Genomic DNA, 12,376 nt, shown 5'->3' with positions numbered 1-12,376 from the left:
CGTCAGCGGGCGGCGGTGTCGTGTTCGTGCAGCGTGATCGCGCCGGACGGGCAGCGCGCGGCAGCCGCGCGCACGGCCCCGGCCAGTTCGGGGCCGGGGCTCGGTGCGTTGAGCAGGACCTTGCCGTCTTCGTCCGACTGGTCGAAGACGGCGGGGACCTGGGCCATGCAGAGTCCGGAGCCCGCGCATCGTTGGCGGTCGACCCGTATGTCCATGTGTTCGTCCTCCGCGTTCTCATTCACTGGATGAGGGCTCACCAGGTGACCGGCAGTCGGTCCACGCCGTGGGCGAGCGCGTGCACCCGGAACGGCACCTCGTGCTCGGGCACGGCGAGGCGCAGGCCGGGGAAGCGCCGCAGCAGCGCGGGGTAGGCGATCCGCAGTTCCATCCGGGCCAGTGCCGCGCCCAGGCAGTGGTGGATGCCGTGGCCGAAGGCGACATGGGCGCCGGGCTCGCGCGTGATGTCGAACCGGTCGGGCTCGGCGAGCAACGCGGGGTCGCGGTTGGCCATGGGCAGCGAGCACAGGACGTGTTCACCCGCGCTGATGAGCTGCTCCCCGACGACGACGTCCTCCAGGGCCCTCCGGGGTGTCGGCGCGTGCGGCACCGACAGATGGCGCAGCAGCTCCTCGACGGCTCGGTCCACCGTCCCGGGGTCGTCGCGCACCGCGGCGAGCTGCTCGGGGTGGCCGAGGAGAAGCAGGGTGCCGAGCCCCAGCATCCCCGAGATGTTGTCGAGGCCGGCGAGCACCAACAGGACGCAGACGCCCCGCAGTTCCTTGTCCGTGACCTGGTCGCCGTGGTCGCGGACCAGCGCGCCGAGAAAGCCTTCGTCGGGGTCCGAGCGCTGCCGGGCGACCATCGCGGCGACGTACCGCGAGAGCAGTTCCCCTGCCGCCGCCCGGCGCTGGCGCCCCCGGCCGGGGGCGAGGAAGGCATGGCAGCGGCGCAGGAAGTCGCCGCGGTCGTCGCGGGGCACGCCGATCAGTTCGCACAGCGCGGCTCCGGGGACGGGCGACGCGAACGCCCCCACGAGTTCGGCGGGCGGACCCGTGCGCTCCATGGCGTCGAGGTGCTCGGTGACGATGGCGGTGATTCCCGGCTCGATCCTGCGCATCCGGCGCAGGGTGAACTCCGGCGTGAGGATCTGCCGGAGCCGGGTGTGTTCGGGCGGGTCGTAGTCCATGAGCTGCCCGATCAGCTCCTCGGGCCGCGGGCCCTCGGCCCGCCCCGCCGACGAGGGCGGCCCGAAGCGCCGCCGGGTGGAGAACCGCCGGTGGTCACCCAGGACTTGGCGTACCTCGGCGTGGCCCGTGACGAGCCAGACGGGCACGCCGTCGGTCCCCGGGCCCACGTCGATCCGGGTGACGGGCCGCCCCTCGGACAGCCTGCGCAGCTCCTCGGCCGGGCCGAAGCGTTCGCGCCGGGTGTGGACGAGGCCGTGCTCGGTCGTCGATGTCATCACTCCACCACTCCCCTACCAGGTGACCGGCAGTGTCTCCACGCCGTACGGCGCCTGGGTCCTGAAGCGGATCTCCTGGGGCGGCACTGCGCAGCGCAGCTCGGGAAAGCGGCGCAGTACCGCCAGATAGGCGCTCCTGAGCTCCATCCGCACCAGCGAGGCGCCGATGCAGTAGTGGATGCCGTGGCCGAGCCCGACATGGGCGGTGGCCTCCCGGGTGATGTCGAGGACGTCCGGCGGCGCGCCGGGCGGCCTGACGCGGTTGGCCGCGAACAGCGAACAGGCCACCTGGTCACCGGCCTTGATCACCTTGCCCGCGAGGGGTACGTCCTCGCGTGCGGTGCGCGGCGACGCCGTCGGGATGATCGAGAGGTAGCGGATGAACTCCTCCACCGCCTGGTCGATCAGGTGCGGGCACTGCCGCAACAGGCCCAGCTGGTCGGGGTGTTCGAGCAGCGTGAGGATGCCCAGGCCCAGCATGCTGGCCATGTTCTCGACGCCGGAGCCCATGACGAACGCGGTGAGGCCGACCAGTTCGTCGTCGTCGATGTCGTCGCCGTGCTGGCGCACCAGCCTGCCGAGCAGGTCGTCGCCGGGTGCGCGCCGGTTCCGGGCCACGAGTTGGTCGACGTACGCGAGATAGGCGGCGCCTGCGGTCATCTGCAGCTGCCTGCCGCGGAAGGCGGGGCGGCTGACCTTGAGCAGCCGCGCGAGCTCCGCCCGGTCGTCGCGGGGTACGCCGAACAGCTCGCACATGACGAGGCCCGGCACGGACCAGGCGACGTGCCGCATGAAGTCGGCGGGCCGCCCGGCCTTCTCCATGATGTCGAGGCAGTCCGCCACGACGGCTTCGACGGCGGGTTCCAGGCCACGCATCCGGCGGACCGTGAACTCCGGTGTGAGCAGCAGCCGCAGCCGGGCGTGGTCGGGCGGGTCGTACTGGATGAGGTTGCCCGCCTGGACCGGCCGGCTGCCGCCCGCGGGCGGGGCCGTACTGAACCGCTCCGCGTCGCCGAGGACCGCGCGCACCTCGTCGTGGCCCGTGACGAGCCAGCCCGTGGACGAGCTGGGTCCGTCGCCGAGTTCGACCTCGGACAGCGGTGCCCGCGCGCTGAGTTCGCTGAGCTCGGGCAGTGGGTCGAGTCGGTCCCTGCGGTTGTGCATGGAGAGGTCTGACGGCCGCGCCATGCGCGGACCTCCTTCTCTGCTCGGCTGCTGCTCGGCTGCTACTCGGCCGGGCTCGGGGCGGGCTGGGGCTGCTGCCAGAACATGCCGTCCGGTGAGGGCACCAGACCACCGCTGAACAGGGGGGCCTCCACTTCGGCGTCCTCCCCGAGCAGGGCGCGCATCTGGACCTGGCCGCCCTCCTGCATGACTTCGCGCACCACCGAGGACTTGAACAGCGGCACCATGCTTCCCTCCTCGCTGCCGGCCAGTTCGTCGACGGCGGCGGCGAACTCCGCGGAGTCCGACGAGAAGCGCTTGGCGAGGATCTCGGCCTCCGTCAGGACCCGCTCGCCGGAGGAGACACCGCCGATGAGCTCGACGAACGACTGGAGTTCGGGCCGCTCGGTCCTTGTGACCTTCTTGGCCCGCCAGAAGTAGGAGTCCTCGTCGTGGTGCATCTCGTAGAAGGACAGCAGGAATTCGTAGAAGACGCCGTACTCGCGCCGGTAGCGGTCCTCGAACTCCTTCAACGCCCTTTCCTCGTCGACGCGCTCGGACAGGACGCTGTTGATGGAACGTGCCGCGAGCAGCGCGCTGTACGTCGCCAGGTGCACGCCCGATGAGAACACCGGGTCGACGAAGCACGCCGCGTCACCGATGAGGACGAGCCCGGGACGGGAGAAGGTCGTCTGGTGGTACGAGTAGTCCTTGCGGACGCGCAGCTCGCCGTACTGCCCGGTGGTGACCCGCGTGGCGTCCGCGAGGTACTCGCCGATCAGGGGGCACTCGTCGACGAGCGCCATGAGCGCCTTCTCCCGGTCCCCCTGGATCTTCTCGGCCATCTCGCGCCGCACCACGACGCCGACGCTCGTCAGCGTGTCGCTCAGGGGGATGTACCAGAACCAGCCGCTCGGGAACGCGACCGACAGGATGTTGCCCGAGTTCGGTTCCGGCAGCCGCTTGCCGCCTTCGAAGTAGCCGAACAGGGCCAGGCTGCGGAAGAACTCCGAGTACTCGCGCGTGCCTCCCACCCGCTGGTACACGCGGCTCTTGTTCCCCGAAGCGTCCACGACGAACGTGGCGAGCGCCCGGCGTTCGTTGCCGTCGGCGTCGGTGTACGTGACGCCCCGGACCCGCTCGTCGTCGTCGATGACGTCGAGCACCGAGCAGCCTTCGCGCACCTCGGCGCCCACCTTGCGGGCGTGCTTGAGCAGGATGTCGTCGAACTTGGACCGCTCCACCTGGTAGGCGTACGACGTGGGGCCGCTCATGCGCGGGGAGACCGCGAAGGAGAAGGTCCAGGGATCCGGGTTGGCCCCCCACCGGAACGTGCCGCCGCGCTTGCGCGGGAACCCCGCCTTCGCCAGTTCGTCCGCGACACCGGTCAGCCTGCACACACCGTGCACGGTGGACGGCAGCAGCGACTCGCCGATCTGGTGGCGCGGAAAGAACTCCTTCTCCAGGACAAGGACCCGCCGCCCCTGCATGGCCACCAGTGCGGCGAGCGTCGATCCGGCGGGCCCTCCGCCGACCACCACCACGTCGAATTCCTCGGATTTAGGCAAGGTCATCCCTCTTCCCCTTTCCTCCCGGGCGGGAACCGAATAGTCCGGCACCCGCCCGGGGAGCCCCATTGCTCGATCCCCATTGCTCAATTGATTCTGAAATCGCCCCTACTGGGCGTCAAGGTTGTCCATCCGCCAGCGCGCGAACGACCTTCTCCTTCGGGCCGAGCGGGGTTTCCCGCTCGCGCCTGCGCCCTATCAGAGAAAGCAGCGGCCCCGTCATGAAGGTGGTGACCAATGCCATGAGTACGAGAACGGTGAAAAGCGCCGGGCCGATGATTCCCGCGTCAAGGGCGACGTTCAGAACGATCAGTTCCGTGAGCCCCCGGGTGTTCACCAGCGCGGCGACGGTGGCCGACCGGTGCGGGTCCATGCCGCTGATCCGCGATGCCGCGTACGCGGGACCGAACTTGCCCAGGGTGGCGATGGCGAGGATCAACAGCAGCAGGAGGCCGCCGTTCCCGTCCAGCGAGCCGATGTTGAAGGAGAGTCCCGTCGTCACGAAGAACAGCGGGAGCAGCAGGTCGGAGGTCTGCTCCATCGGCCGCAGCACGTCGGCGTCCGGCACACCGTCCCTGCGGGGCATCGCGAGGCCCGCGAGGAGACCACCGAACACGGGGTGCAGACCGAGCTCCGCGGTCACCCAGGCGCTGCCCAGGGCGAGGCCGAGCGCGATCGTGAGCTGGTGGGACGTCACCACTCTGGACCGACGCATCCACCACGCGAGCACCGGACGCACCACCAGGAACAGGGCCGCCACGAACAGGGAGATCAGAAGCAGCGTCAGCTGCCACGAATACCCCGTGGCGTGACCGGTGCCGGCGAGCGCGGCTGCGAGGACCAGCCACGCCACCACGTCCATGAGCCCGGCGGCGGTCGTGGCCACGGTGCCCTCGGGGCTGCCCGCGAGCCCTCGCTCGCGGACGATCGCCGCGAGCACGGGCAGCGCGGTGACGGAGACCGCCACTGCCATGAACAGCCAGAACGTCCTGCCGTCCGCGTGCCCCGGCTGGACCGCGTCGAACGCCCCGTGGAACACCCCCACCGCGCCCATGCCGAGTCCCGCGGGGACCAGGAACGCGCACAGGGCCACCGTGGCCGAGGCTCTCCCGCCCTGGCGCAGCTGCCGCCAGTCCATCTCGTACCCCACGACGAACATGAAGATCACGATGGCGATCTGCGAGAGCACGGTCAGGAACGGCAGCACCTCCGACGGGAAGAGCCGCGAGGTCGGATCGCCTGGCAGGCGGCCGAGCAGCGTCGGGCCAAGGGCGATTCCGGCGACGATCTGGCCGATGACCACGGGCTGTCCGCAGCGGCGGGCGAGGGCTCCAAGGAGGCGAGAGGCGATGACGATGAGGGCTACATCGCCGATCGCCACGGTCACCATTGATTCCGTGTCCACCTAGGGAACCGCCGTCTCGTTCCTGCTCATCTCCGCGACGAGGCTCTTGGGGCGCATGTCCGTCCAGTTCTCCTCGATGTACGCGAGGCATTCCTGCCGGGTGCCTTCACCGTGTGCGGTGGTCCAGCCTTCCGGGATCTCGGCGAACGCGGGCCACAGGGAATGCTGTCCCTCGTCGTTGACGAGAACCAGGAAGGTGCCGTCTTCGTTGTCGAACGGGTTGGTCATCGTTCAGTCCTTTTCGGTCGCTGTCCGCTGTTCCGGATTCTTTTCCTTCGCCTTGCCTGTCGTCGCGCCGAGTTTCTGCGCGACGACGCGCGTGATGCGCGAGAGGGCTTCGGGCTTGAGCATGTCGTAATGGCCGACGGGCACTTCGTGCGATTCGATGTCGCCCTCGATGAAGGGCTCCCAGCTCGCGACGGAATCCGCCACGGACTGTTCCTCGGTCCGGTCGGCCGCCGCCACGAAGAGCAGCAGGTCGCCGCGGGAGACGCTGGGCGTGTGGTCCGGCGCGAACCCGGACATGTTGCGAACGACCGTCTCCAGGTTCGACAGGGCCTGTTCGCTCATGCCCGACGAGCGGTAGAGGTCGGCCACGTCGGCGCCCTGCCTCTGTTGCAGTACGCCATATCCCTCCGCCGCCTGTCCTTCCTCGCCGCGGAACCGCGACTTGGCGGCGCCGCTGGCGGGATAGGCGTCGAGCAGCGCCAGCAGCGCCACCTCTTCGCCCAGTTCCTCGAGACGGGCGGCGACGGCTTGAGCGATGGTTCCGCCGATGGACCAGCCCAGGAGGTGGTAGGGGCCGACGGGCTGTACGGCGCGGATCTCGTCCGCGTAGTCGGCCGCCATCTCCGCGACGCTGCGCGGCAGTTGACCTGACTGCGGCTGCGTGATCCCGCGTGCCTGCACCCCGTACACCGGCTGGTCCTGCGGGAGGTACGGCAGGAGAGCCGCGTACGTCCAGCTCAGGCCCATGCCGGTGTGCAGGCAGAACAGCGGGGGGCGGCTGCCTTCCGGCCGCAGGGGCAGGATGACTCCCAGGTCGCCGCGGTTCCTGCCCATCCGCCGCCCTGCGCCGGCGCCCCGCTTCGGCTCCTGGTCCTCGGGCTGTACGGCGATGCGGCCCGTGTGTGTCAGCTTCGCGCGTTCGCCGGTACGGAACATGCGCTCTCCCGCGAGGCCGAAGGGGTACGCGACGAACCGCCCGCCCGTGCGCCCGGAGTCGCCCGCGTAGCCGCGCGCCAGCGTGGTGCCTGCCAGGTAGAGGTCACCCGTGACGCCCGGCGGCACCGGACGCAGGCGCTCGTCGAGCACGAAGGCACGGGTGTCCAGGACGGGGGCGCCGGTGCGGGGCTCCCACCCGACGGACTCGTCGGGGCCTGGCCCGTGCTCCAGCTCTGGGCCTGTCCGGTGTTCCAGCCACACTCCGCCCGTCTCCGGCGCTCCGTAGCCGCTCACCAGCGGGGTCGAGGGGTGCCGCTCCTGCCATCCGTGCAACTGGTCCACGGCCTGCGGTTCGCCCGCCAGGTCCACGACCAGGGCCGCGGGAGCGGCGTCAAGGAGTTCGGGGGTGGTGACCACCAGTGTCCCGGCCTCCCCCGCCACGAGGTCCTCGCCGGGTACGCCGAGCCGCACGCTCCCTCCCGCGCAGAGCGCCGCGAGCAGTGGCGTCACGAGCGCCGCGGACGGAGCCCGGGCGTCAAGGAGCGGCGCCGCGCCCAACGCCGGGGAGGCATGCATGCGGTACGTCGTGTGGGAGGCGAGCGTGCGGTGTTCGATGACGGCGCCCGCCAGGACGAGCGCCGGGTGCCCCAGGAGGACGGAACGTGCCTTCGCCGTCGCCCTGGTGGTCGCGTCCGGCTCAGAGTCTTCGAGTACCACCACCGGAATCCCGGCGCTGCCGGCCACCGAAGCGACGGACGCCTCGGAGCAGACCAGGATCCCGCCGTCCGGGAGTTCGGCGCCCTCCAGCGGGCGTGCGGGATCCTCGGCGAGGCAGCAGGCCGCACCGGATTTCAGCACTCCGAGCAGCGCGACAACCAGGGCGTTGCCGACGGGCTGGGCCACGACGACGACGCTCTCCGGGCCCGCCCCCTGCTCGATCAGCCGCCCGGCGAGCCGCTCCGCCGCGGCGCCCAACGCCTCGTACGTCAAGGAGCCGTGGAGATCCGTGACGGCGATCGCATCCGGTGTACGTGCCGCCTGCGCGTCCAGCGCCTCCACCACGGTGCGCGTGACGGGCTGCGCCGCCGTGTCGTTCGCGCTCGCCACGAGCCGCCGGGCTTCGTCGGTGTCCAGCAGCACGTCGAGCGCGCTCAGCCGCTGCTCCGGATCGGTCGTCACCTGCTCGAGCACGCGGACGAACCGCTGCGCGAGTGTCTGGGCGGTCCGCCGGTCGAACAGCTCGGTCGCGTAGCGGAGTTGTCCTTCGACGCCTCCGAGATCGCCGTCGGACTCGTACCGTTCGGTGAGGCTGAACGACAGGTCGAGCTCGGTGGCTTGCGTACCGACGTCCAGGCGCGTGGTGCGCAGTCCTGGCAGCTCCCACGGATCCCACGGCTCGTCGACGCTGTCGTCGACCTCCAGGAGGACCTGGAACACCGGGTGGCGTGCGAGGGACGGCGGCAGCTCAAGGGCGTCCACCAGGCGTTCGAACGGTACGTCCCTGTGTTCGCGCGCCTCCTGGTTCACCGCGAGGACCCTGCCGAGCAGCTCGCGGAACGTGGGATCGCCGGACGCGTCCGTACGCAGGGCGAGCGCCCCCGCGAAGGGGCCCACCAGTGTTTCGAGACCGGACTCGTCCCGGCGCGGGACCCGTGTGCCGATCGTGATGTCGGTGCCCGCGCCGAGCCGGGCGAGCAGCATCACGAGAGCCGCCTGCACCACCATGAACGTCGTCGTCGCGTCGTCCTCGGTCAGATCGGCGAGTCGCCCGTGCGTCTCGGCGTCGAGGCGCAGCGGGACGCTGCCTGCCCGGTGCGACGCGACGGACGGCCGTGGCCGGTCGGCGGGCAGCTCGATCTCGGCGTCGATGCCCGCCAAGGTGTCATGCCAGTAGGAGAGTTGATCGTTGACCAGGCTCTCCGGTTCCTGCTCGCCCTGGAGCAGGGCCTGTTCCCAGAGCGCGTAGTCGGCGAACTGGAGGGGCAGCGGGGCCCGTTCCGGCACCCGCCCCTCGCGGCGCGCGCCGTACGCGGTGGCCAGGTCACGGACCAGAACGTCCAGGGAGGTGTCGTCGGCGGCGATCCGGTGCACCACCAGAAGCAGTACGTGCTCGGTGTCCGAGAGGCGCAGGAGCGTCTGCGTCCACGGCGTCCGGCTGCCGAGGTCGAACGCGTGCCCGGCGCGGGCGGCCAGCAGGTCCGGCAGCTCCGCCTCGGCCGCCCCCGTCACGTCCGGCGCCGGACGTGACTCGGCGGCGTCCAGGACGCGCTGCCGCATGGCGCCGCCCCGCGTCCCGTCGAAGGTGGTGCGCAGGATCTCGTGCCGTGCGGCCACATCGCCGAGGGCCGCCCGCAGCGCCTCCTGGTCGAGATCACCGCTCAGCCGCAGCGCCACCGGGATGCGGTCGATCCCCGACTCGTCATCGAGCCGTGACATCAGCCAGGTGCGGAACTGTCCCGCTGTGACGGGGACTTCGTCTCGGTGCTCGACGGGTTGCAGCACGGGCCGCGCCTTCGTGGCGAGCAGTCGGGCCACCCCGACCGGTGTCGGCGAGCCGAAGAACTGCCGGATGCCTACCTCGGCGTCGAACTCCTCGCGGATCCGTCCCGCGAGGCGCATCGCGAGGCCCGAGTCGCCTCCCAGGTCGAAGAAGCTGTCGTCGGGCCCGACCCGCTCCAGGTCGAGCACCTCGGCGAACAGACGGCACAGCGTCTCCTCGGCGGCGGTCTGGGGCTTGCGCCCCGAGACGCGCTCGGCGAAGTCCGGGGCGGGCAGTGCCTTGCGGTCGACCTTGCCGTTGCGGGTCACGGGCAGGGCGCCCAGGGCCAGTACGGCGGCCGGGACCATGTAGTCGGGCAGGCTCTCGGCGACGTGGGCGCGGACGAGTTGGGGGTCGATGGCCTCCGTCCCCTCGGGGACGACGTAGCCGACGAGGCGGCGCTCGCCCGGCCCGTCCTCGCGGGCGACGACGACCGCCTGGGCCACGTCGGGATGAGCGGCCAGCGCCGCCTCCACCTCTCCCAGCTCCACCCGGAAGCCCCGGATCTTGACCTGCGCGTCCGCACGGCCGGCGAAGAGCAGTTCGCCGTCCTTGGACCGGCGCACCAGATCCCCGGTGCGGTACATCCGCTCTCCCGGTACGTACGGGCAGGCCACGAAGCGTTCAGCGGTCAGGCCTTGGCCGTTCCAGTAGCCCTGCGCCAACCCGGCGCCCGCGATATACAGCTCACCGGTCACGCCCGGCGGCACCGGCTGCAGGAACGCGTCCAGGACGAAAGCCCGCCGGTGGGGCAGCGGGCTCCCGATCGGGAGTACGGGGCCCATCTCGTCGCCCGGCTCCAGTACATGCCAGGTCGCGCACAGTGTCGTCTCGGTCGGCCCGTACATGTGCCGGACCGACACATCCGGGCAGACCTCGCGCACACGGGCGACCGAGGCGGCCGGAACCACGTCGCCGCCGGTCAGCACCTCGCGCAGCCCGGTGAAGCAGTCGGGGGATTCCTCGGCGAGGACGCGGAACGAACCGGCGGTCAGATGCACCGCCGTCACACCGCCCTTGACGTGCTCACGCACCTGCTGGGCATCCACCACGCCGGGCTCGGCCAGCACCACACGGCCTCCCGCGACCAGCGGGACCCACATCTCGAAGAGCGACGCGTCGAAGGCGTGCGGGGCGTGCATGAGGACCGCGTCCGCCGGGCCCACCGCCCAGTCCCGCTCCCCCACCAGGGCCGCCACACTCCCGTGCGGCACCGCGACTCCCTTGGGCACGCCGGTCGAGCCCGACGTGTACATCACGTACGCCACGTCCTGCGCCACCAACGGAACGATCGGCTTGTCGGTTCCGCACGCCTCAAGCGCCACCCGCACCCGCGGGTCGTCGAGGACCACAAGGCGCGTGGCAGCTTCCTCCGGCACCAAGCCCCGGCTCTCCGCCGTGCACACCACCCTCGCCGGAGCCGCGTCGTCCAGGACGAACGCGACCCGCTCCACCGGCCACCCCACGTCCACGGGCACGTAGGCGGCACCGGCCCGCCAGATCCCCAGCAGGAGCTTCACCAGGTCCGGCGACCGCTCCATGACCACCGCGACACGGTCGCCCCGCCGCACCCCCATGCCCGCCAGGTACTGGGCCCAGCGACCGGACTGCGCCCACAACTCCCCGTACGAGCACGCTTGTTCACCTTGGACGGCCACGGCACCCGGAGACGACACCACCCGACCGGCGATCAGTTCGGGCACCACCTCGCGCGGCGGCACGGTAGCCGCCCCACGCTCGACCGTCGCCATCGCCCCGACGCGCCCCACCACCACGGCGGGGTCGCTCACCACCCGCTCCAGCACCCGCATCAGCGATTCGAGCGCCGCCACGGCGACGCCCCGGTCGAACAGGTCCGGTCGGTACTCGAGCTTCAGGTGCATGCGTTCACCGGGGCCGACCACCAGCGTCAGCGGATAGTGCGCCGCCTCACGCGTGAACCCCGCCGGCCTGAGCGAGAGGCTCTCGCGGTCCGGTGCGGGGGAGGCGGCCGGAGGCTGGGGAAAGCTCTCGAACACCAGGAGCGTGTCGAATCCCGCTCCCGGGCCCGCGGCCTTCTGGATCTGCGGGAGGCCCAGGTGCTGATGGGCCATTAGCGCCGACTGACGCTCCTGCAGTGCACGGAACATGTCCCATACCGGCTGCGCTCCGTCGATTGGGACCCGGACCGGCAGCGTGTTGATGAGGAGTCCCACCATCGATTCCACGCCCGGCAGCTCAGGAGGCCGTCCCGCCACCGTCGCGCCGAACACCACATCCGTGCGCCCCGCGAGCCGGGCGAGGACCAGTGCCCAGGCGCCCTGCACCACGGTGTTCACCGTCAGGCCATGGGTACGGGCCAGTTCCGCCACGCCTCGTGTGACCTTCTCGGTGAGGTCCACGCTCACGTTCTCGGGGAAGACGGGGAGCCGGTCGGGGACGGCCGGTGCCACGAGTGTCGGCTCGTCCGTGCCCGCGAGCTCTGCCTGCCAGGCGGCCTGCGCGGCTTCCCTGTCCTGCCGGGCGAGCCACTTCAGGTACTCGCTGTACGAGGTGGTGCGCCCCAGCCGGGACGCGTCGCCTCCCGCCGCGTAGATCTCGGAGAGTTCACCGATCAGGACCGGGGCCGACCAGCCGTCCATGAGGATGTGGTGGCTGGTGATGACGAGGCGGTGGCGGTGCGCGCCGCGGCGGATCAGGAGGAGGCGCAGCAGCGGCGGCGCCGCCAGGTCGAAGGGCTCGGCCCGTTCGCTCTCCGCCAGGTGTTCCAGGGCGGCGGGCTCATCGGACTCGGCCAGGCCCGACACGTCCTTGGTACGCCAGGGCAGCACCACGTCCCGCGCGATGACCTGCACCATCTGCGCCCCGCTCACCTGCCGGAAGCAGGCGCGCAGCGCGGCGTGCCGGGTGAGGAGCGCCTCCCACGATGCCCGCAGCCTGGCCGGGTCCACGGGTCCTTCGATGTCGAGCGCGGACTGCACGGTGTACACGTCCGGACCCTGGTCGTCGAAGGCGGCGTGGAAGAGCATCCCTTCCTGCAGCGGCGACAGCGGCCACACGTCCTCGACCGGTGATCGGGTCATCTCGTCTCTCCT

The 12,376-nt window shown here is 71.2% G+C and carries 7 protein-coding genes; all 7 read right to left on the bottom strand.

Translation table 11 applies throughout. From position 1 onward, the window contains the following. Positions 1-2: 2 nt before the first annotated feature. Positions 3-215, bottom strand: a complete 213-nt coding sequence (locus ACFVXC_RS34960; protein WP_389913929.1) for a ferredoxin — start codon at positions 213-215, stop codon at positions 3-5. A gap of 38 nt (positions 216-253) precedes the next feature. Further along, positions 254-1,462 (bottom strand): cytochrome P450, encoded by a 1,209-nt coding sequence (locus ACFVXC_RS34955; protein WP_389913926.1) that lies wholly within the window; start codon positions 1,460-1,462, stop codon positions 254-256. Between the two features lie 15 nt (positions 1,463-1,477). After that, positions 1,478-2,650 (bottom strand): cytochrome P450, encoded by a 1,173-nt coding sequence (locus ACFVXC_RS34950; protein WP_389913924.1) that lies wholly within the window; start codon positions 2,648-2,650, stop codon positions 1,478-1,480. Between the two features lie 38 nt (positions 2,651-2,688). Next, a complete protein-coding gene (locus ACFVXC_RS34945; RefSeq protein WP_389913922.1) occupies positions 2,689-4,200 on the bottom strand; it encodes a tryptophan 7-halogenase in 1,512 nt (503 codons plus the stop codon). 112 nt (positions 4,201-4,312) lie between these two features. Then, positions 4,313-5,599, bottom strand: a complete 1,287-nt coding sequence (locus ACFVXC_RS34940; protein WP_389913919.1) for a cation:proton antiporter — start codon at positions 5,597-5,599, stop codon at positions 4,313-4,315. Beyond that, positions 5,600-5,827: an MbtH family protein gene (locus tag ACFVXC_RS34935; RefSeq protein WP_389913916.1), complete on the bottom strand. Its 228-nt coding sequence runs from the start codon at positions 5,825-5,827 to the stop codon at positions 5,600-5,602. A gap of 3 nt (positions 5,828-5,830) precedes the next feature. After that, complete coding sequence (locus ACFVXC_RS34930; RefSeq protein ID WP_389913914.1) at positions 5,831-12,364, bottom strand: amino acid adenylation domain-containing protein; 6,534 nt, start codon at positions 12,362-12,364, stop codon at positions 5,831-5,833. Positions 12,365-12,376 lie beyond the last annotated feature (12 nt).

The sequence above is a fragment of the Streptomyces sp. NPDC058257 genome, assembly GCF_042881845.1.
Taxonomy (GTDB): Bacteria; Actinomycetota; Actinomycetes; order Streptomycetales; family Streptomycetaceae; genus Streptomyces.
The sequence above is the reverse complement of the archived record's forward strand: the minus strand, read 5'-3'. Positions and strand labels throughout refer to the sequence as shown.